The sequence below is a fragment of the Solwaraspora sp. WMMA2056 genome, from assembly GCF_030345095.1.
Lineage (GTDB): Bacteria > Actinomycetota > Actinomycetes > Mycobacteriales > Micromonosporaceae > Micromonospora_E.
In genome coordinates this window covers 485277-508864 of record NZ_CP128360.1, presented here as the reverse complement: position 1 = coordinate 508864, position 23588 = coordinate 485277, and the positions used below count along the sequence as shown (strand labels likewise).

General features: G+C 70.6%; 2 protein-coding genes. Both read left to right on the top strand.

Features of this window, described 5'->3' with window-relative positions; translation table 11 throughout:
• The first annotated feature begins 6 nt into the window (after positions 1-6).
• Entirely contained in the window at positions 7-23373 is a 23367-nt protein-coding gene (locus tag O7608_RS02415) for a non-ribosomal peptide synthase/polyketide synthase (RefSeq protein WP_289208429.1), read from the top strand.
• Positions 23373-23588: an MbtH family protein gene (locus tag O7608_RS02410; RefSeq protein ID WP_289208428.1), complete on the top strand. Its 216-nt coding sequence runs from the start codon at positions 23373-23375 to the stop codon at positions 23586-23588. The genes O7608_RS02415 and O7608_RS02410 overlap by 1 nt, the downstream gene beginning before the upstream one ends.

Here is a 23588-nt window from a genome sequence, read left to right as displayed (position 1 = left end):
GTGAGCATGAGCTCTGCTGACGTAGCGGCCACCATCGTCCGGTTGTACGAATCGGTGGTCGAGGCGCACCCCGACGTGCCGGTGATCACCGACGGCGACCGCGTGTGGTCGTACCAGGAGCTGAACTCGGCCGCCAACCGCATCGCGTGGTGGCTGATCGGGCGCGGTGTCGGGCCGGAGCAGACGGTGGGTGTCGCCCTCGACTGCGGCATCGACCAGGTCGCCGCGCTGCTCGGCACGCTCAAGTCGGGCGCCGTCTATCTGCCGCTCGATCCGGTCCTGCCGGCCGAGCGCATCAACTACCTGCTGGCCGACGCCACGCCCAGCCTGATCCTCGACGGCGACGCCGCCGCCTGGGCCGGGCAACCGGAAGACAATCCGAGGGTGCCGCTCACCTCCGACAGCCTGGCGTACGTCATCTACACGTCCGGCTCCACCGGGACGCCGAAGGGCGTCGGCGTCACGCACGGCAGCATGGTCAACCTTGCCCGCACGGTCAGCGGCCAGTACGCCCCTGGCGACACCCCGCGGGTGCTGCAACTGGCGTCGCTCGGCTTCGACGTGGCCATCTGGGAGCTGCTCACCGCGGTGGCCACCGGCGGCACCCTGGTCGTCAGCCAGGCCGACCAGCTCTCCGGCGATGACCTGCTCCGGGTGCTGCGGGAGCAGCGGATCACGCACGTCACGCTGCCAGTTCCGGTGCTGGCCTCGCTCCCGCCGGACGCCGAGAATCAGCTTCCCGACCTGACCACGGTGCACATCGGCGGGGAGACCTGCCCGCCCGAGCTGGTGCGGCGGTGGTCGGCGGGCCGCCGGCTGATCAACGGGTACGGCGCGACCGAGACCACTGTGGCCGCCACCCTCACCACGCCGCTGAACGGCCCGGACGCCCCGATCGGCAGGGCCATCGACGGCACCCGCGTCTACGTCCTGGATGACACGCTGGCGCAGGTCGTCCCGGGAACGGCCGGCGAGTTGTACGTCGCGGGCACCAACGTGGCCCGGGGCTATCTACGCCGGCCGGGCCTGACCGCGTCCCGGTTCCTCGCCGATCCGTACGGGCAGCCCGGGTCGCGGATGTACCGCACCAGCGATGTCGGCCTGATCCGCCCCGACGGGCAGCTGGAGTTCCTGCGCCGCGCCGACGACCAGGTCAAGATCCGGGGTGCCCGGGTGGAGCCCGGCGAGCTCGAGGCGGTGCTGCAGCGCCGGACCGACGTCGTGCACGCGGCCGTCACCGTACGGCCGAACGCCCGCGGTGAACGACAGCTCGTCGCCTACGTCGTTCCGGCCGCGGCCGCCATCGGCGCGGCGGACCTGCGCGACGACCTGCGCGACGACCTGCGCGGCACGCTGCCGTCGTACCTGGTCCCGGCCAATGTCGTGCTGCTCGACAGCCTGCCGCTGACCCCGAACGGCAAGGTCGACCGTGACGCCCTGCCCGACCCGGAGTACACCCCGGCCGGACTCGACCGGACTGCGCGCAGCCCGGTCGAGGACATGCTCCGGGTTGTGTTCGCCGAGATCCTCGAACTGCCGCAGGTGGGGTTCGACGACGACTTCTTCGACCTCGGTGGGCACTCGCTGCTAGCCGGCCGGTTGATCGGCCGGATCCGCGGCACCCTCGGCCTCGAGGTGCGCATGAAGGACTTATTCGAGAAGTCCACCCCGGCCGCCCTGGCGTCGTACCTGCAACGGCAGGAGGCCGGCCCGGCCCGCCCGGAGCTGACCCGCCTGCCTCGGCCCGAGCGGATCCCGCTCTCCTTCGCGCAGCAGCGGCTCTGGTTCCTGCACCGCCTTGAAGGGCCGTCGGCGACCTACAACATGCCGCTCGCCCTGCACCTGACCGGGAAGGTCGACACCGGCGCGCTGGCTGCGGCCCTCACCGACGTCATCGGCCGCCACGAGCCGCTGCGCACCCTCATCCACGAGGTCGACGGTCAGCCGTACCAGCAGATCCTGGACCCGGGGGAGGTGCGCCCGGCCCTGCCCGTCCGTCCGATCGGCGCGGCGCAGGTGGACGAGGAAGTGCGTCGGTCGGCACGGCACGAGTTCGAGCTGGCCCGGCAGATCCCGGTCCGCGCCGAACTGCTCACCGTCAGCCCGGACGAGTCCGTACTGGTGCTGGTCATCCACCACATCGCCGGCGACGGCTGGTCCGGCGCGCCCCTGGCCCGGGACCTGGTCACCGCCTACTCGGCCCGGCTCAACGGGGTCGTACCGCAGTGGCCACCGCTCCCGGTCCAGTACGCCGATTACACGCTCTGGCAGCGCACGATGCTCGGTGGCGAGGAGGAGCAGGCAAGCCCGCTGACCGAGCAACTGCGGTACTGGCGTGAGCAGCTCGCCGACCTCCCACACGAGATCACCGTGCCGGGCGACCGGCCTCGCCCGGCCGTCGCCACCTACCGCGGCGGCGTCGTCCCGATCACCATGGACGCCGAGCTGCACGCCGGCATAACGGAGCTCGCCCGCCGCAACGGCGTCACCGTCTACATGGTCCTGCAGGCCACCGTGGCCGCGCTGCTTACCCGGCTCGGCGCCGGCACGGACGTCGCCATCGGTGCCGGCGTCGCCGGACGGTCCGAGCCCGCACTCGACGATCTGGTCGGGCTCTTCGTCAACATGCTGGTGCTCCGCACCGACACCGCCGGCTCGCCGCCGTTCACCGAACTGCTGCATCAGGTGCGTGACACCAGCATTGAGGCGTACGGCCACCAGGACATCCCGTTCGAGCAGCTGGTCGAGAGCCTCAACCCGGATCGGGTCGCCGGCCGTCAGTCGCTGTTCCAGGTCGCCCTGGTCCTGCAGAACAACACCTCTGTTCCGTTCGACCTGCCCGGCCTGCGGGTACGCGCGGAGCAGATCCCGACCGGGACCGCCCGGTTCGACCTCTCGCTGAGCGTCACCGAGCACAGGGACGGAATCAGCGGCACCGCGGAGTACGCCGCTGACCTCTACGACCGCGCGACGGCGGAGGCTGTCGTCGAGCGCTGGATCCAATTGATCCGCCAGGTGATGGCGGATCCGAGCCGCAGGGTCGACACGCTCGACGTCACCACTCCCGGCGACGAGTCCCGGCTGGCCGGGTGGCGGCGGTACGAACGGGACGTCCCGCCGGTGACCCTCGGCGACATGTTCGCCCGGCAGGTGGCTGCCACGCCGGACGCGATCGCCGTGAGTGACGGCAGCGATGTGTGGACGTACCGCGAGGTGAACCGGTACGCCAACCACGTCGCGGGCCGGCTGATCGATCGGGGCATCGGCCCGGAGGACCTCGTCGCCGTCGCCATGCCGAGGTCCGCGCGCCTGGTGGCGTCCCTGCTCGGGGTGCTCAAGGCAGGTGCCGCGTATGTGCCGGTGGACCTGGTCTTCCCGGATCGTCGCAACCGGCACGTGATCATCGACTCGGACCCACGGCTGGTGCTGACCTCCCGTGCTGGTGCCGAGAACCTGCCCGCCGACCTGCCCTGTGAGCTGGTCATGATCGACGACTGGGGTACCGGCCGGGGCGACGATCCGGCGGACGCCGACCGGGGACGGCCCTCGAACGTCGACAGCCCGGCGTACGTCATCTACACCTCCGGCTCGACCGGGCAGCCCAAGGGCGTCGTGGTGACCCACCGCGGCCTTGCGGCCTTCGCCGAGACTCTGCGGGAGCGGTGTGCCGCGGGACCGAACGACCGGGTGCTGCAGCTGTCGTCGCCCAGTGTGGACGCCTCGGTGCTGGAGATGGTATGGGCGTTCAGCTCCGGGGCCCGGCTGGTCATCGCCAGCCAGCACCGGCTGGCCGGCGAGGAACTGGCTCAGGCGCTCGCGGAGCGGCGGATCACCCACGCGCACATCCCGCCATCGGCGTTGAGCACTATTCCGGCAGAGGCTGCCGGACGGCTTCCCGAGTTCCGGATACTCAGCGTCGGCGCAGAGTCCTGCCCGCCCGAACTGGTCCGGCTGTGGCTGCCGGGGCGGGACTTCGTCAACGCGTACGGCCCGACCGAGTGCACGGTCGCCGCCTCACACACCTTCCCGCTGGCCGAGGCGCGCGCCCCGATCGGCCGGCCGGTCATCGACGCTGAGCTGTACGTACTGGACGAGACGCTCCGGCCGGCGGCTCCCGGGGTGCCCGGCGAGTTGTACATCGGTGGGGCCGGCCTGGCTCGGGGCTACCTGCGCCGGGGTGGGCTGACCGCGTCGCGGTTCGTTGCGAACCCGTACGGCGAGCCGGGGTCACGGATATACCGGACCGGCGACGTCGTCCGATGGAACACGGACGGCGAGCTGGAGTACCTGGGGCGCTCCGACGAGCAGGTGAAGGTCCGCGGCTTCCGGGTCGAGCCCGGCGAGGTCGAACACGTCCTCGCGAGCCAGCCGTCGGTCGATAGAGCCGTGGTGGTGCCCCGCCGAGACCGCTCGGGGTCGGTCTCCCTGGCGGCGTACGTGGTGCTGGCGGCGGCGTCGCCGGCCGGCTTCGATGATCAGCTGTCCGAGTGGAACGACATCTACGACCAGGTCTACGCCGGTTTCTCCGGTGACGCGGGCAACGACTTCATCGGCTGGACCAGCTCGTTCACCGGCGGCCCGATCCCGATCGAGGAGATGCGGGAGTGGCAGCGGTCCGCGGTCGACGCGGTGCGGCGCTTCGGGCGCGGCCGGGTGCTGGAGATCGGCTCGGGCTCCGGCCTGCTGATGGCCCCGTTGGCCGACGCCGTCGACGAATACTGGGGCACGGACCTGTCTGAGGTCTCGATCGACCGGCTGCGCGCGTTCGCGGACGCCCGCGGGTGGAACGACGTGCGGCTGTCCTGCCAGCCGGCGCACGACGTTTCCGGCCTGCCCCGCCGCTACTTCGACACGGTCGTCATCAACTCGGTGGTGCAGTACTTCCCGAGCGCTGACTACCTGCGCGACGTGCTCGTCCAGGTCGTGGACCTGCTCGCCGACGGCGGCCGGGTCATCGTCGGCGACGTCCGGCACTACGGCCTGCTGCGGGTGTTCCACGCGGCGGTGCACGACTTCCGTGGCACCGAGGGGCGGCGCGCGGCGGTCGAGCACGCCATGGCGGTGGAGAAGGAGCTGCTGCTGGCCCCCGAGTTCTTCACCTCGATCGACCACCCGGCCATTACCGGTGTCGAGGTGACGCTCAAGACCGGGCAGGCGTCGAACGAGCTGACCGGCTACCGGTACGAGGTCGTCCTGCACACCGCCCCGGCGCGGCGGCTCGCGACGCTGCCCGTGCTGGTGTGGGGCCGAGACACCATCGACCTGGACGTGGTGACCGGCCCGGCGCGGGTGACCGGCATCCCGAACCCGCGGCTGGCCGGCGGGGTGGCCGCGGTGCGGTTGCTGGACGGCATGGACGCGGTGCCCCCGTCGGCCGGCCCGGAGCTTGAACCCGAGGCGGTGCGCCGGTGGGCGGTCCAGCGCGGCATGCGGGCGGTGCCGACGTGGTCGCCGAACCGCTGGAACACGTACGACGTCGTGCTGATCGACGCCGCCGAGGCGGAACCCCTGGCCGACGTGTACCGCCCGGCCGACGGCGTCGAGCCGGCCAACGTCCCTGCGGTCGCCCGTACGGCCGGCGAGCTGGTGTCGGAGTTGCGCTCGACGGTGCAGAGGTTGCTGCCGGACTACATGGTCCCGGCCACGATTACCCAGATCGAGCGGATCCCGGTCACTCCGAACGGGAAGATCGACCGCCGGGCGCTGCCGGACCCGGAGGTGGTGCTCTCGCGCGGACGCCACCCGCGAACCCCACTGGAGCAGATCCTCTGCGAGCTGTACGCCGACATCTTGGGCCTGGAGCGGGTCGGCGTCGACGACAGCTTCTTCGATCTGGGCGGGCATTCGCTGTTGGCCACCAGACTGACCAGCCGGATCCGCTCGGTGCTTGGCGTCGAGGCGCTTCTGCAACAGATCTTCGCCGCGCCGTCGCCGGCCGAGTTGGCGGTGGTGTTGGGCGAGGAGCAGGGTCGGGTGCAGCGGGCGCTGGAGCCGGTGGTGCGGCCGGAGGTGTTGCCGTTGTCGTTTGCTCAGCAGCGTTTGTGGTTCTTGCACAAGTTGGAGGGGTTGTCGGCGACGTATAACTCGCCGTTGGCGTTGCGGCTTTCGGGCTCGTTGGATGTGGGCGCGTTGCGGGCTGCGTTGGGTGATGTGGTGGGCCGGCATGAGGCTCTGCGGACGGTGTTCGCGGAGGTGGATGGTGTGCCGTGTCAGCGGGTGTTGGACGCGGTGGATGTCGGGTTGCCGGTGCGTGAGGTGTCTGCGGGTGAGTTGCCGGGTGCGTTGCGGCAGGCGGCTCGGTACGAGTTCGACTTGGCTCGGGAGATTCCGGTGCGGGCGTGGTTGTTCGTGGCTGGTCCGGGTGAGTGGGTGTTGATGCTGGTGTTGCATCACATCGCGGCTGATGGTGCGTCGTTGGGGCCGTTGGCGCGGGATTTGGCGACGGCGTATGCGGATCGTCGGGTGGGTCGTGGTCCGTCGTGGTCGCCGTTGCCGGTGCAGTACGCGGATTACACGTTGTGGCAGCGGCGGTTGCTTGGTGAGGAGGCTGATCCGGGCAGTGTGTTCGGGCGTCAGTTGGCGTATTGGCGTGGGCGGTTGGCGGGTTTGCCGGAGCAGGTGACGTTGCCGGCTGATCGGCCTCGGCCGCAGGCGGCGTCGTATGCCGGTGACGTGTGGATGTTCCGGTTGGATGCGGGGTTGCACGCGGATCTGTTGCGGCTTGCCCGGGCGTCGGGGGCGACGTTGTTCATGGTGTTGCAGGCGGCGTTGGCGGCGGTGCTGACGCGGCTGGGTGCGGGTGAGGATGTGCCGATCGGTAGTCCGATTGCTGGTCGTAGCGATGATGCGTTGGACGATCTGGTTGGGTTTTTCGTGAACACGTTGGTGTTGCGGGCTGACACGTCCGGGAATCCGGGTTTTGGTGAGTTGTTGGAGCGGGTGCGGGATACGTCGTTGGAGGCGTATGCGCATCAGGATGTGCCGTTCGAGTTTTTGGTGGAGAAGCTCAATCCGCATCGCAGTACCGCGCATAATCCGTTGTTCCAGGTGCTGCTGGCGTTTCAGAACAACCCGGACACCGGTTTCCACCTGCCCGGCCTGCGTGCCGAGCCGGAGGAGATCGGCACCGGCGTGTCCCGGGTGGACCTCACCCTCAACGTCACCGAGACGTTCGGCGCGGACGGTGCGCCGCAGGGCATCCGCGCCGCAATCGAATACGCCACCGACCTGTACGACGCGAGCACCGTCGAGTCGTTCGCCGCACGGTTCGTGCGCATGCTGCAGGCGGCCGTCGCGGACCCGAGCCGCCGGATCAACGCCGTCGATTTGCTCTCCGGCGAGGAGAACGCGACGGTTCTCGCCCTGTCCGGGCGGAACGCGGCGGTTCCCGACCCACGGGTGTGGCCTGCCGTCTTCGAGGCCACAGCCGCCGCTGTCCCGGACGCGACCGCTGTGGTCGAGGGGCAGCTCAGCTGGACGTACGCGGAACTGAACGAGAACGCGAACCGGCTGGCCGCATACCTGATCGACCGTGGTGTCGGACCCGAGGACATCGTCGGTGTGCTGATGCCGCGTAGCACGATGCAGCTCGCTGCCGTGCTCGCGATCGGCAAGGCCGGTGCCGCGTTCCTGCCGATCGACCCGGCGTACCCGGCGGAACGGATCGGGTACCTCATCGTGGACGCCCGGCCGAAGATGCTGCTCACCGACACCGCCCATGCGGAGGGGGCAGCCGGCGCCATAGCGATCGACGACCCCGCCGTGGCCGCTGCGCTGCGGGAGGCGCCGGTGACCGACCCGGTCGGCGTCGCCGTGCGGCTCGAACACGCCGCCTACGTCATCTACACCTCCGGCTCGACGGGCCGGCCCAAGGGCACGATCGTGACCCACCGCGGTCTGGCGGCGCTGGCAGTCAGCGGCTGCGAGCGGGCGGCCGTCGACCGGGATAGCCGGGTCCTGCAGCTCACCTCGCCGAGCTTCGACGTATCCGTCTTCGAGTTCCTTGCCGCGTTCCACGCGGGGGCCGTGCTGGTGATGCCCGAGCCCGGCCGGCTGGCCGGCGAGGAGCTGGCGGAGCTGCTTGCGGACGCGGGCGTGTCGCACGCCTTCGTGCCGCCGTCGGTGCTGGCGACGCTGCCGGATGAGGCCCCCGGACGACTGGCCGGGCTGCGGAGTCTGGTGGTCGGCGGGGAGGCGTGTTCGGCGGATCTGGTCCGGCGCTGGTCGGCGGGCCGGCGGATGACGAACCTCTACGGCCCGACGGAGACCACGGTGGCGGCGTCGATCAGCCGCCCGATGTCCGACGGCGCCCACCCGATCGGCGCTCCGCTGCCGGGTACCCGGGTGTATGTGCTCGACGCGAACCTGCGCCCGGTCCCGCCAGGCGCGCGCGGCGAGCTGTACATCGGTGGTATCGGAGTGGCCCGGGGATATCTCGGTCGCCCGGCCCTGACGGCGTCGCGGTTCGTGGCCGACCCGTTCGGCCCCGCGGGCGCCCGGGCGTACCGGACCGGTGACGTGGTGCGGTGGAACGCCGACGGCGAGCTCGAGTACTTCGGCCGGTCCGACCACCAGCTCAAGATCCGTGGCTTCCGGGTGGAGCCAGGCGAGATCGAGGCCGCGCTGGTGCGGCGGCCGAGCGTTGCGCAGGCCGTCGTGGTCGCCCGACGCGATCAGCACGGATTCCAGGCGCTGTACGCCTATGTGACGGCCGGTGCGGAACCCGCCGACGCCGATCGCCTGCGCGCCGAGCTGCGCGCCGAGCTGCCCGATTACCTCGTGCCGGCCGCGGTCGTAGTGCTCGACAAGTTTCCGGTCAACGCCAACGGCAAGCTGGATCGCAATGCGCTGCCCGAGCCGCGGTTCGTCACCTCGGCTGTGGGCAACCGGACGCCGGGCACGCCGCAGGAGGAGATCCTGCGATCCGTGTTCGCCGACGTCCTGGGGATCGAGCAGATCGGCGCCGACGATAACTTCTTCGACCTGGGCGGACACTCGCTGCTGGTGACCCGGTTGATCTCGCGGGTGCGCGGCACGCTCGGCGTCGACGTGTCGATGCGGACGTTCTTCAACGCTCCGACCCCGCGGCAACTGGCCGCTCAGCTCCTCGATGCCGGCCCGGTGCCGGCCCGGTTGCAGCCGGTGCCACGGCCCGAGGCGCTGCCGCTGTCGTTCGCGCAGCAGCGTTTGTGGTTCCTGCACAAGCTGGAGGGGCCGTCGGCGACGTACAACTCGCCGCTGGCGATCAAGCTCTCCGGCGATCTGGACGTGGACGCGCTGCGGTTGGGGCTGGCGGACGTCGTCGTCCGGCACGAGGCGCTGCGGACGGTCTTCGCCGAGCGGGCAGGGAACCCGTACCAGCGGATCCTGGACTCCGCCGAGGTCGAACTGACCATTCGTGAGGTGCCCCAGTCGAAGCTGCCGGGCGCGTTGCGCGAGGCGGCTCGGTACGAGTTCGACCTGGCACGGGAGATCCCACTGCGGGCGTGGCTGTTCGCGGCCGGTCCGGGCGAGTGGGTGTTGATGCTGGTGCTGCACCACGTCGTCGCCGACGGGTGGTCGCTGCAGGTGCTCGTGTCCGACCTGACCTCCGCATACACCAGCCGGCGGGCGGGACACGCGCCGTCGTGGCAGCCGCTGCCCGTGCAGTACGCCGACTACACGCTCTGGCAACGTGAGCACCTGGGCGCCAACGACGACCCGGACAGTGTGTCCAGCCGGCAGGTCTCCTACTGGCTGGAGCAGTTGGCGGATCTGCCCGACCAGGTAACGCTGCCGACCGACCGGCCACGCCCGGCGGTCGCCAGCTACCGCGGCGAGACGGTCACCTTTGACCTCGACGCCAAGGAGCACGCCGAGCTCGTCCGCCTGGCCAGGGAGACTGGCACCACCCTGTTCATGGTTCTTCAGGCGGCCCTGGCCGGCCTGCTCACCCGGCTCGGGGCCGGAACCGACATCGCGATCGGCTCGCCCATCGCCGGGCGCACCGACGACCGTCTCGAAAACCTGATCGGTCTGTTCGTGAACATGCTGGTGCTGCGCACCGACACCGCCGGCGATCCGACCCTGAGCGAGCTGCTCACCCGGGTGCGGGAGACCTCTCTGGCCGCGTACGCCCACCAGCACATGCCCTTCGAATACCTGGTGGAACGGCTCAACCCGCACCGCTCGGCAGCCCACCACCCGCTGGTGCAGATCCTCTTCGGACTGCAGAACACCGCCGAGCAGAATGTCAGCCTGCCGGGCGTCACCGCCTCCGGCATGTCGGTCGACACGGGCGTCTCTCGGGTGGACCTGTCGATCAACATCGTCGAGGCCTCGGCGCGGGACGGCAGCCTGGCCGGTCTCACTGGTCTCGTCGAGTTCTCCACTGATCTGTATGACCGGGCGACGATCGAGGCGTTCGCGGCTCGGTGGGTGCGGGTGTTGCGGGCGATGGTGGTGGCGCCGGGGTCGCGGTTGAGTGGGGTGCAGCTGCTGGGGGTCGATGAGCGGGATCGGTTGTTGCAGCGGTGGGGGGCGGCGTCGGGTCCGGTGGCGGCGGTGACGCTGGCGGAGTTGTTCGAGCGTCGGGTGGCGGCCACGCCGGATGCGGTGGCGGTTGTCGAGGGGGAGCTGAGCTGGTCGTATGCGCAGCTGAATGCGTACGCGAATCGGGTTGCCTGGTCGTTGATCGAGCGCGGTGTGGGTGTCGAGGATGTGGTGGCTGTGGTGCTGCCGCGCGGCGCGGTGCAGGTCGCGACGGTGTTGGGGGTCGTGAAGGCGGGTGCGGCGTATCTGCCGGTGGATCCGGGTTATCCGCGGGCTCGGGTGGAGTATTTGTTGCGGGATGCTGCTCCGGCGTTGGTGATCGGTGAGGGGGATGTCTTCGACGGGCAGCCGGAGCATGACCCGGTGTGTCCGTTGCCGGTGGACGCTGCCGCGTATGTGATCTATACGTCGGGTTCGACGGGGCAGCCCAAGGGTGTCGTGGTGACCCACCGCGGGCTCGCGAGCATGGCCGCGACGCAGCAGCGACTCGGGGCGGGCGAGGGCTCGCGGGTGCTGCAGTTCGCCGCGCTCGGCTTCGACGCCACGGTGTGGGAGCTGGTGATGGCCCTCGGCGCCGGCGCCGTTCTGGTGGTGCCCGAGGCCGACCGGCTGGCCGGGGAGGACCTGGCGGCCGTCCTGCACGAGCAGCGCATCACCCACCTCACGCTGCCGCCGACCGTGCTGGCGACGGTGCCGGCCGACCGGCTGCCCGACCTCGGCACCCTGGTGGTCGCCGGGGAGGCGTGCCCGCCCGAACTGACCGCGCGGTGGTCGCCCGGACGCCGGATGTTCAACGCGTACGGCCCGACCGAGTCGACCGTCTGCGCATCGATCAGCGCGGAGCTTTCACCCGGCCCGGCGCCGATCGGCCGTCCGGTGCTGAACACCCGGCTCTACGTGCTGGATGACGCGCTTCAACCGGTGGCGTCCGGGGTCCCGGGCGAGCTGTACATCGTCGGCGAGGGCCTGGCCCGGGGTTATCGGGGCCGTGCCGGTCTAACCGCGACCCGGTTCCTGGCCGATCCCTACGGGCCCGCCGGCACGCGGATGTACCGCACCGGCGACATGGTCCGCTGGAACGCCGACGGGGACCTGGAGTACCTCGGCCGCTCCGACGAGCAGGTGAAGATCCGCGGCTTCCGGGTGGAGCCCGGCGAGGTGGCGTCCGTGCTGCTGCGCCATCCTGCGGTTGCCCAGGCCGCCGTCATCGTCCGGCTGGACCAGCTTCTCGCGTACGCCGTTCCGGCCTCCGGGCGGGCGGTCCGCGACGGAGTGCTGCGCGCGTACCTGCAGGACGAGCTGCCGGAGCACATGGTTCCATCGGCGGTCGTCCTCCTCGACGAGATTCCCCGCACCTCGCACGGGAAGGTCGACCAGCGGGCGCTGCCGGACCCCGAGCAGGCCGGCGGCCGGGGGCGCGCACCGCGTACGCCGCAGGAGGAGCTGCTATGCGTCCTGTTCGCGCAAGTGCTCGACGTGCCGCAGGTGGACCCGGACGACAGCTTCTTCGATCTGGGCGGGCATTCGCTGTTGGCCACCCGGCTGATCATTCGGATCCGCAAGGCGTTCCGCTGCGAGCTGCCGCCGCGCGCGCTGTTCGCCGCGCCGTCGCCGGCCGAGTTGGCGGTGGTGTTGGGCGAGGAGCAGGGTCGGGTGCAGCGGGCGCTGGAGCCGGTGGTGCGGCCGGAGGTGTTGCCGTTGTCGTTTGCTCAGCAGCGTTTGTGGTTCTTGCACAAGTTGGAGGGGTTGTCGGCGACGTATAACTCGCCGTTGGCGTTGCGGCTTTCGGGCTCGTTGGATGTGGGCGCGTTGCGGGCTGCGTTGGGTGATGTGGTGGGCCGGCATGAGGCTCTGCGGACGGTGTTCGCGGAGGTGGATGGTGTGCCGTGTCAGCGGGTGTTGGACGCGGTGGATGTCGGGTTGCCGGTGCGTGAGGTGTCTGCGGGTGAGTTGCCGGGTGCGTTGCGGCAGGCGGCTCGGTACGAGTTCGACTTGGCTCGGGAGATTCCGGTGCGGGCGTGGTTGTTCGTGGCTGGTCCGGGTGAGTGGGTGTTGATGCTGGTGTTGCATCACATCGCGGCTGATGGTGCGTCGTTGGGGCCGTTGGCGCGGGATTTGGCGACGGCGTATGCGGATCGTCGGGTGGGTCGTGGTCCGTCGTGGTCGCCGTTGCCGGTGCAGTACGCGGATTACACGTTGTGGCAGCGGCGGTTGCTTGGTGAGGAGGCTGATCCGGGCAGTGTGTTCGGGCGTCAGTTGGCGTATTGGCGTGGGCGGTTGGCGGGTTTGCCGGAGCAGGTGACGTTGCCGGCTGATCGGCCTCGGCCGCAGGCGGCGTCGTATGCCGGTGACGTGTGGATGTTCCGGTTGGATGCGGGGTTGCACGCGGATCTGTTGCGGCTTGCCCGGGCGTCGGGGGCGACGTTGTTCATGGTGTTGCAGGCGGCGTTGGCGGCGGTGCTGACGCGGCTGGGTGCGGGTGAGGATGTGCCGATCGGTAGTCCGATTGCTGGTCGTAGCGATGATGCGTTGGACGATCTGGTTGGGTTTTTCGTGAACACGTTGGTGTTGCGGGCTGACACGTCCGGGAATCCGGGTTTTGGTGAGTTGTTGGAGCGGGTGCGGGATACGTCGTTGGAGGCGTATGCGCATCAGGATGTGCCGTTCGAGTTTTTGGTGGAGAAGCTCAATCCGCATCGCAGTACCGCGCATAATCCGTTGTTCCAGGTGCTGCTGGCGTTTCAGAACAACCCGGACACCGGTTTCCACCTGCCCGGCCTGCGAACAAGGCTGGAGGGGGTCAGCACCGGGCTGTCCCGTGTGGACCTGTTCATCAGCCTCGCAGAGCAGCCGGATGCCGGCGGTGTGATCGGGGCCGTCGAGTACGCCACCGACCTGTACGACGCCGCGACGGTCGAAGCTTTCGTCGGCCGCTGGCTGCGATTCCTGGCCGCCGTCGCGCACGATCCGGAGCAGCGCATCGGGTCGGTGGACCTGCTACTCGACGGCGAGCGGGAGCGGCTGACCGGCTGGGCGTACGCCGAGCCGGAGGTGGAGCCGACCACCCTGTCTGAGTTGTTCGAGCGTCGGGTGGCGGCCACGCCGGATGCGGTGGCGGTTGTCGAGGGGGAGCTGAGCTGGTCGTATGCGCAGCTGAATGCGTACGCGAATCGGGTTGCCTGGTCGTTGATCGAGCGCGGTGTGGGTGTCGAGGATGTGGTGGCTGTGGTGCTGCCGCGCGGCGCGGTGCAGGTCGCGACGGTGTTGGGGGTCGTGAAGGCGGGTGCGGCGTATCTGCCGGTGGATCCGGGTTATCCGCGGGCTCGGGTGGAGTATTTGTTGCGGGATGCTGCTCCGGCGTTGGTGATCGGTGAGGGGGATGTCTTCGACGGGCAGCCGGAGCATGACCCGGTGTGTCCGTTGCCGGTGGACGCTGCCGCGTATGTGATCTATACGTCGGGTTCGACGGGGCAGCCCAAGGGTGTCGTGGTGACCCACCGCGGCCTCGCCGCGCTCGCCTCCGGAACGGTCGGCCGCAACGCCGTCGCCGACAACAGCCGGGTGCTGCTGATGGCGTCGCCGAGCTTCGACGCCTCGGTCCTCGAACTGATGATGGCCATCGGCGCCGGTGCGGCCCTGGTCGTCTCCCGCGAGTCGCGACTGGCCGGCGAGGAGTTGGCCACGCTGATCGCGGAGGCGCGGGTCACGCACGCGTTCGTGCCGCCGTCAGTGCTGGCGACCTTGCCCAGTGCGACCACCGGACAGCTGCCGGCGTTCCAGGGCCTTGTGGTCGGCGGCGAGGCGTGTTCGCCCGACCTGGCGCGCCGCTGGTCGGCGGGCCGGAGGATGACGAACCTCTACGGCCCGACGGAGACCACGGTGGCGACGACGGTCAGCCGCCCGTTGTCCGGGGAGGCGCATCCGATCGGCGCCCCGCTGCCCGGATGGCGGGTGTACGTGCTGGACTCGAACCTGCATCTGGCGCCGCCCGGGTCGCGGGGCGAACTGTACATCGGCGGCGTCGGCCTGACCCGGGGCTACCTGCGCCGGGCCGGCCTGACGGCGTCGCGGTTCGTGGCCGATCCTTTCAGCCCGGCCGGTGCGCGGATGTACCGCACCGGTGACGTGGTCCGGTGGAACGCCGACGGGGAACTCGAATACCTGGGCCGTTCCGACCACCAGGTCCAGATCCGGGGTATCCGCGTCGAGCCGGGCGAGGTGCAGGCCGCGCTGACGGCGCATCCGGATGTGGCTCGCGCGGTCGTCGCGTTCCGCGACGATCGGCAAGGTGACCCCGCGCTGGTTGGTTACATGGTGCCCGAGCGGCCCGGCGCCGACCCCGCGGCCGTCCGCGAGGATCTGCGCCGGATCCTGCCCGATCACCTGGTGCCGGTCGCGATCGTCGTGCTGCCGGAGATCCCGCTGACGCCGAACGGCAAGCTCGACCGAGACGCGCTGCCGGATCCGGAGTTCGAGACCTCGCGGGGACGCGACCCACGTACCCCCGAGGAAGAGATCCTGTGCGGACTCTTCGCCGAGGTCCTCGGCCTGGAGCAGGTCGGCGCCGAGGACGACTTCTTCGACCTGGGCGGACACTCGCTGCTGGGTACCCGCCTGATCAGCGGGATCCGGGCAAAGCTCGGCTTCGAGGTGCGGCTGCTGACCCTGTTCGAGGCGTCCACGCCGTCCGCGCTGGCCCGGGCGATCCTGGCGGCGAATGCCCCGGCCCGGACGGCACTGGAGCCGGTGCCGCGACCGGAGCTCCTGCCGCTGTCGTTCGCCCAGCAGCGCCTGTGGTTCCTGCACAAGCTGGAAGGACCGTCGCCGACCTACAACATGCCGCTCACGCTGCGGCTGTCGGGGCCGCTCGACGTACCGGCGCTCCAGGCCGCGCTGACCGACGTGGTGGGCCGGCACGAGGCCTTGCGCACCGTCTTCGCCGAGCACGACGGCCAGGCGTACCAGCGGATCCTGGACCCGGTCGAGATCGAATTGCCGGTGCACGACGCCGCCTCGGACGAAGCGCTGCAGGCCGCCGCGCGCCACCGGTTCGACCTGGCCGGGGAAATCCCGCTACGGGTGTCGCTGTACGCGGCCGGTCCGGGCGAGTGGGTGTTGATGCTGGTACTGCACCACATCGTCGCCGACGGGTGGTCGCTGCGGCCGCTGGCGCGGGACCTGGCGACGGCGTATGCGGCGCGCGCGGCCGGCCGGGCCCCGGACTGGGCACCGCTGCCGGTGCAGTACGCCGACTACACACTGTGGCACCGGGAGTTGCTCGGCGACGACGCGGATCCGGACAGCACGTTCGGTCGCCAGCTCGCGTTCTGGCGGGACCGGCTTGCCGACCTGCCCGAGCAGGTGACCCTGCCGACCGACCGCCCGCGGCCGAGGATGGCCAGCTACCGGGGCGACGTAAGCACCTTCCAGGTGGACGCGGAGCTGCACGCGGGGCTGATGGCGCTGGCCCGGCGGACCGGTTCGACGCTGTTCATGGTGCTGCAGACCGCGCTGTCGGCGCTGCTGACCCGCTCCGGTGCCGGCACCGACGTGGTAGTCGGCGCCGGCGTGGCCGGTCGCACCGACGAACGCCTCGACGACCTCGTCGGCTTCTTCGTCAACATGGTGGTGCTGCGCACCGACACGTCCGACGATCCGACGTTCGTCGAGCTCCTTCAGCGGGTACGCGCCAGCAGCCTCGCCGCGTACGCGCACCAGGACATCCCGTTCGAGTACCTGGTCGAGAAGATCAATCCGCTGCGGTCGGCGTCGCATCAGTCGCTGTTCCAGATCGCCGTGGTGCTGCAAAACAACGCCGAGGCCAACTTCGACCTCTCCGGCGTGCGGGTGTGGCAGGAGGGCCGTGGCACCGGCACATCCCGGTTCGACCTGTCGCTCAGTCTGACCGAGACCACCACGGCCGACGGGCGCCCCGCGGGTGTCACCGGCGTCGTCGAGTTCTCCACTGATCTGTATGACCGGGCGACGATCGAGGCGTTCGCGGCTCGGTGGGTGCGGGTGTTGCGGGCGATGGTGGTGGCGCCGGGGTCGCGGTTGAGTGGGGTGCAGCTGCTGGGGGTCGATGAGCGGGATCGGTTGTTGCAGCGGTGGGGGGCGGCGTCGGGTCCGGTGGCGGCGGTGACGCTGGCGGAGTTGTTCGAGCGTCGGGTGGCGGCCACGCCGGATGCGGTGGCGGTTGTCGAGGGGGAGCTGAGCTGGTCGTATGCGCAGCTGAATGCGTACGCGAATCGGGTTGCCTGGTCGTTGATCGAGCGCGGTGTGGGTGTCGAGGATGTGGTGGCTGTGGTGCTGCCGCGCGGCGCGGTGCAGGTCGCGACGGTGTTGGGGGTCGTGAAGGCGGGTGCGGCGTATCTGCCGGTGGATCCGGGTTATCCGCGGGCTCGGGTGGAGTATTTGTTGCGGGATGCTGCTCCGGCGTTGGTGATCGGTGAGGGGGATGTCTTCGACGGGCAGCCGGAGCATGACCCGGTGTGTCCGTTGCCGGTGGACGCTGCCGCGTATGTGATCTATACGTCGGGTTCGACGGGGCAGCCCAAGGGTGTCGTGGTGACCCACCGCGGGCTCAGCGGCCTCGCCGCCACCCTGCGCCAGCGCTGCGCGGCCGACGTGGACAGCCGGATCCTGCAGGCTTCGTCGCCGAGTTTCGATGCCGCTGTGCTGGAGCTGGTCTGGGCCTGGGATTCCGGCGCCGCCCTGGTGATCGCCTCGGCGGACCGGCTGGCCGGCGACGAGCTGGCGCGGGCCCTCGCCCACCACCGGATCACCCACGCGCTGATCCCTCCGTCGGTGCTGAGCACCCTACCGGCCGACGCGCCGCAGACCCTGACCGACTTCCGTACCCTCATCGTCGGTGCCGAGGCATGCCCGCCCGAGCTGCTGCGGAGGTGGGCGCCCGGCCGGCGGATGGTGAACGCGTACGGGCCGACCGAGGCGACCGTCGTCGCCAGCCAGACCGGTGACCTGCACGAACCCCCGGTGTCGATCGGCAAGCCGGCGCTCGGCACCCGGCTGTACGTGCTGGACGAAAGGCTCGGGCTGGCCGCTCCCGGGGTCCCGGGCGAGCTGTACATCGTCGGCGAAGGCCTGGCCCGGGGTTATCGGGGCCGTGCCGGTCTGACCGCGACCCGGTTCCTGGCCGATCCCTACGGGCCCGCCGGCACGCGGATGTACCGCACCGGCGACATGGTCCGCTGGAACGCCGACGGGGACCTGGAGTACCTCGGCCGCTCCGACGAGCAGGTGAAGATCCGCGGCTTCCGGGTGGAGCCCGGCGAGGTGGAACGCGTCCTCGCCGCGCAACCGTCAGTGGCGCGGGCCGTCGTGGTGCCGCGGCCGGACCGCTCCGGCGCCGTCTCGCTCGCCGCGTACGTCGTACTGGCCGACCAGGGTCCGGCAACCGACTTCGACGATCAGCTGGACGAGTGGCGCAGCATCTACCACGAGGTTTACAGCGGACTGGCGCGCGAGCCGGGCGCCGACTTCGCGGGTTGGAACAGTTCGTTCACCGGCGCGCCGATCCCGATCGAGCAGATGCGGGAGTGGCAGCGGTCCGCGGTGGAGCAGGTGGCCCGGTTCGGCCCTCGCCGGGTCCTGGAGATCGGTGCGGGCTCCGGCCTCCTGATGGTCCCGCTGATCGAGCGGACCGAGGAGTACTGGGCGACGGACTTCTCGGCGGCCGCCGTCGAGCGGCTACGGGAGTACGCCCGGGAACGCGGCTGGGAGCATGCGCACCTGCGATGCCAACCGGCCCACGACGTGTCGAGGCTGCCCCGCGGCCACTTCGACACCATCGTGCTGAACTCGGTGGTCCAGTACTTCCCGAGCGCGGATTACCTGCGCGACGTGCTGGGCAAAGCGCTCGACCTGCTGGCCGACGGTGGCCGGCTGATCGTCGGCGACGTGCGCCACCACGGCCTGCTGCGGGCGATGCACGCCGCTGTACACGAGTTCCGCAACCCCGGATCCGGCTCGTCGGCAGTGGACCACGCCGTGGCGATCGAGAAGGAACTGCTGCTCGCGCCCGAATTCTTCACCGCCTTCCGGCATCCGCGGGCAACCGGCGTCGAGGTGCTGCTCAAGCGGGGCAGCGCGGACAACGAGCTGACCGCTTACAGGTACGAGGTGGTGCTGCACACCGGCGCGACCCGGCCGGTCGGGGACCTGCCGGAGCTGGTCTGGGGCCGTGACGTCACGGACCTGGCCGACGTGAAGGCGCCGGTACGCCTGACCCGGATACCGAACCCGCGACTGGCCGGCACCACCGAACCCCGGCTGCACCCGGAGCAGGTACGCCGGCGGGCCGCGGAGCGCGGCTGGCGGGCGGTGCCCACTTGGTCGCCGCGGAACTGGGACATGTACGACGTGGTGCTCCTCGCCGCCGGCGAGGACGAGCCGCTCACGGACGTCTGCCGACCGGGCACTCCGGAGGTGGTCGCCAACGTGCCCGCGGTCGCCCGCACCGCCGGTGAGCACGTCTCCGAGCTGCGCGGCACGATCAAGTCGTTGCTGCCCGACCACATGGTGCCGGCCACGATCACGCCGATCGAGCGGATCCCGCTCACCCCGAACGGCAAGATCGACCGCCGGGCGCTGCCGGAACCCGAGATCGTCACCACCACGGCCGAGGAGCGCGGGCCGCGCGACCCGTACGAGGAAATCCTCTGCGAGCTGTACGCCGACCTGCTCGGACTGCCCCGCGTCGGGGTCGACGAGAGCTTCTTCGACCTCGGCGGGCACTCGCTGCTCGCCACCAGGTTGACCAGCCGGATCCGTGCCGTGCTCAGCATCGAGGTGCCGCTGCAGCAGGTGTTCGCCGCGTCGACGCCCGCCCAGCTCGCCGCGGTGCTGGCACAGGGGTCGGGCCGTGCGGGGCCCGCGCTGGAGCAGGCGCCACGGCCGGAGGTCCTCCCGTTGTCGTTCGCGCAGCAGCGCCTCTGGTTCATGCAGAAGCTGGAGGGGCCGTCGGCGACGTACAACTCGCCGCTGGCGGTGCGCTTGTCCGGCGCGCTCGACGTGGCCGCGATGCGCGCCGCCCTCGGCGACGTGCTGGCCCGGCACGAGGTGCTGCGCACCGTCTTCGGCGAACGGCGCGGGGAGCCTCACCAGCGGATCCTGGACGCCGTCGAGATCGACCTGCCAGTACGTGCGGTGGCCGAGGGCGACTTGACCCAGGTGCTCCGCGACGCCTCCCGGCACGAGTTCGACCTGTCCCGGGAGATCCCGGTGCGGGCGTCGCTGTTTACCACCGGAGGCGACGAATGGGTGCTGCTGCTGGTCGTGCACCACGTCGCGGTGGACGGCTGGTCGATGCGGCCGCTGGCCCGGGACCTGACCACGGCGTACGAGCAACGCGCGGCCGGTCACGCCCCGGACTGGGCGCCGCTGCGGGTCCAGTACGCCGACTTCGCCCTCTGGCAGCGCCGAATGCTGGGCGACGAGGCTGACCCGGACAGCCGGCTCAGCCGCCAGCTCGCCTACTGGCGCGACCAGCTGGCCGGTCTGCCGCGACTGGTGACGTTGCCGGCCGATCGGCCCCGCCCGGCCGAGGCCAGCCACCGGGGTGCCACGCTGACCCGCAACCTCGACGCGGAGCTGCACCGGGCTCTGCGCGTGCTGGCCCGGCGCCACGGATCCACCCTGTTCATGGCGTTGCAGGCGGCGCTCGGCGCGCAGCTGAGTCGCAGCGGTGCCGGCACAGACATCCCGGTCGGCGCGCCGACCGCGGGACGCGCCGACGACGCCATCGAGGACCTGGTCGGCTTCTTCATCAACACGCTCGTGCTGCGGATCGACACCTCCGGCCGCCCCAGCTTCACCCGGCTGCTGGAGCAGGTGCGGGACACCAGCCTGGCCGCGTACGCCCATCAGGACATGCCCTTCGACCACTTGGTGGAGAAGCTCAACCCCGACCGGTCGCCCGGGCAGCACCCGCTCTTCCAGGTCCAGCTGGTGCTGCAGAACACGCCGGACGCCGAGTTCGAGCTGGCCGGGCTGACCGCACGGCCGCAGCTGGACGGGGTCGAGACCGGGGTGTCGCGGGTGGACCTGTCCGTCAACGCGATCGAGACGTTCGACGACCACGGCGCGCCCGCCGGGCTGATCCTCGTCGTCGAGTACGCCACCGACCTCTACGACAGTGCGACGGTCGACGCCTTCCTCGACGAGTTCGGCCAGCTGCTGCACGAGGTCGTCGACTCGCCCGACCAACCCATCGGAGGACTCGAATTGGACAACATCGCCGCGCCGGTGCCGGGAACTCTGCCGCAGCTCTTCGAAGCCTGGGCTGCCGCTGCGCCGTCCGCGATCGCCGTGACCGACGGCGCGGCCGACACCACGTACGCCGAGCTGAACAGCCGGGCCAACCGGATGGCGCGGGCGCTGATCGACCGTGGGGCCGGCCCGGAGGATCTCGTCGCCGTGCTGCTGCCGCGCAGCATCCGGCAGGTCGTCACGATTCTGGCCATCGCCAAGAGCGGGGCGGCGTACCTGCCGATCGACCCGACCTACCCGGCCGACCGGGTGGCGTATCTCTGCGCGGATGCCCGGCCGAAGCTGGTCGTGACGGACGCCGCCGGGGTGGCCCGCTTCGGCGTGAACCAGCCGGTGATCGACGTCGACGACCCGGCGACCGTGGCGCAGTGGGAGAGCTGGCCGGACAACGACCCGACCGATCGCGACCGCACGACTGCCCTCGGCCTCGACCACCCGGCCTACGTCATCTACACCTCCGGGTCGACCGGCCGGCCCAAGGGGGCGGTGATCACCCACGCCGGGCTGGCCGATGCGGCGGAGTCCTGGCGGCAGCGCTGGGGTGTGGAGCCGGGCAGCCGTGTCCTGCAGCTCTCCTCGCCGAGCTTCGACGCCTCGATCATGGACTTCATCGTGGCGTTCGCCACGCAGGGAACGCTCGTCCTGCCGGAGCCGGGACTGATCGTGGGTGACGCGCTGGCCCGGGTGCTGGCCGAGAAGCGGATTACGCACCTGGTGACCCTGCCGTCGGTGCTGGCCAGCATGCCGGTCGACGCGGCGGGCCGGCTCGCCGACCTGCGCGGCCTGCTGCTCGGCGGCGAGGTGCTGACACCCGATCTCGCCGCGCGCTGGTCGCCGGGCCGACGCATGGTCAACGTGTACGGCCAGACCGAGACGACCATCGCCTGCACGATGACCGGCCCGCTGGACGGTGAGCGCGTCACGGTCGGCCGACCCAACGCGGGCATGCGGGTGTACGTCCTCGACGCCGATCTGCGTATCGTGCCGCCCGGCGCCGAGGGTGAGCTGTATGTGGCGGGACCCGCCGTCGGGCGCGGATACCTGCACCGGTCCGGCCTGACCGCCGAGCGGTTCGTCGCCGACCCGTACGGCCCGCCTGGCTCACGGATGTACCGTACCGGCGACCTCGGCCGGCTCAACTACGCATTCGAGCTGGAGTACGCCGGCCGTACCGACGAACAGGTGAAGATTCGCGGGATGCGGGTCGAGCTGGGCGAGGTGGAGGCCGCGCTGGCCGAGCATCCGGCGGTGACGCGGACCGCGGTGGCCGTACGGGCCGACCGTCAGGGCGACCTGGCCCTGTTCGGGTACGTCATCCCGGCCCAGCCTGGCGCCGACGTCAGCGGTATCCGCGAGGACCTGCGCCGGTCGCTGCCCGAGCATCTGGTGCCGGCGGTGGTGACGGCGATGACGGACTTCCCGCTCACGCCGAACGGCAAGGTGGACCGGGAAGCGCTGCCGGCCCCGCACGTCACGGCGCTGGTAGGCCGCGGGCCGCGTACGCCGCAGGAGGAAATCCTCTGCGGCCTGTTCGCCGAGGTGCTGGGCCTGGGCCAGATCGGCGTCGAGGACAACTTCTTCGACCTGGGCGGCCATTCGCTGCTGGCGAACAAGCTAATCGCCCGGATCGCCGAGGTGATGGGCACGGAGATCCCGATCCGGACGTTCTTCGCCGGTCCTACCGTCGCGCAGCTCGCCGAGCAGCTCGGCTCCGACGGTGCCGGCCGGGCGTTCGACGTGCTGCTGCCGTTGCGCACCGGGGGCACCCTGCCACCGCTGTTCTGCGTCCACCCGGGGGCAGCGATCTGCTGGGCGTACTCGGATCTGCTGTTGCACCTGAGCCCCGACTTCCCGGTGTACGGGCTGCAGTCCCGCGCGCTCAGCCACCCCGACGAGCTCCCGGAGAGCTTGATCCAGGTGGCCGACGACTGCATCGAGGAGATGCGTCAGGTGCAGAAGACCGGCCCGTACTACCTGCTCGGGCAGTCGTTCGGCGGGGTCGTGGCGCAGGCCATGGCCGCCCGGCTGGAGGCCGCCGGGGAGCAGGTCGGGTTGATCGTGGCGCTTGACTCTGAGCCTGCCCGGCCGCTGAGCGAGGAGGAGCAGGCGCAGGTCATCGAGGCTACCGGCAAGGTCTACACCGGCATCCTGGAGGTGCTGGGCGTCGACCCGGCAGCTTTGCCGAACGGCAACCTCACCTTCGCACAGTTCTCCGAACTGGCCCGGACCACCAACACGGTCCTGGGCAACGTCGCCGAGGAGGAGTTCCAGCTACTCATGGCGATTTTGCACCGCAACATCTCGATCGCTACCAGGCACCGCACGGAACGGGTCGAGGCCGACATGCTGATCTTCGGCGCGGCCCAGGAACGGGAGCGGGTGCTCGACCCCGAGGTTTGGCGGGAGTTCGTCGGCGAGATCACCTACCACCCGATTGCGACCAGTCACAGCACGATCATGGCGCCGGAGGCGCTCCAGGTGATCGGCCCGATTCTCGAGCAGCACCTGCGGGCCGTCATCGCCGGCAACGCCACGACCAAGGAGGAGAACTGATGGGTAACCCATTCGACGACACCGAGGGCCGGTTCCTGGTGCTGGTCAACGACGAGGGTCAGTACTCGATGTGGCCAGCGGCGATCGACGTGCCGGCAGGGTGGACCGTCGCCCACCCCGAGGACAGCCATCAGGCGTGCCTCGACTACGTCGAGCAGAACTGGACCGACATGCGCCCGCGGAGCCTTGTTCGCGCCATGGCTGAGGAGTCCTGA

What these genes read in the sequence shown, in the direction of transcription:
- O7608_RS02410 (WP_289208428.1), top strand. Translation starts at nt 23,373, where the DNA reads ATGGGTAACCCATTCGACGACACCGAGGGCCGGTTCCTGGTGCTGGTC.
- O7608_RS02415 (WP_289208429.1), top strand. Translation starts at nt 7, where the DNA reads ATGAGCTCTGCTGACGTAGCGGCCACCATCGTCCGGTTGTACGAATCG.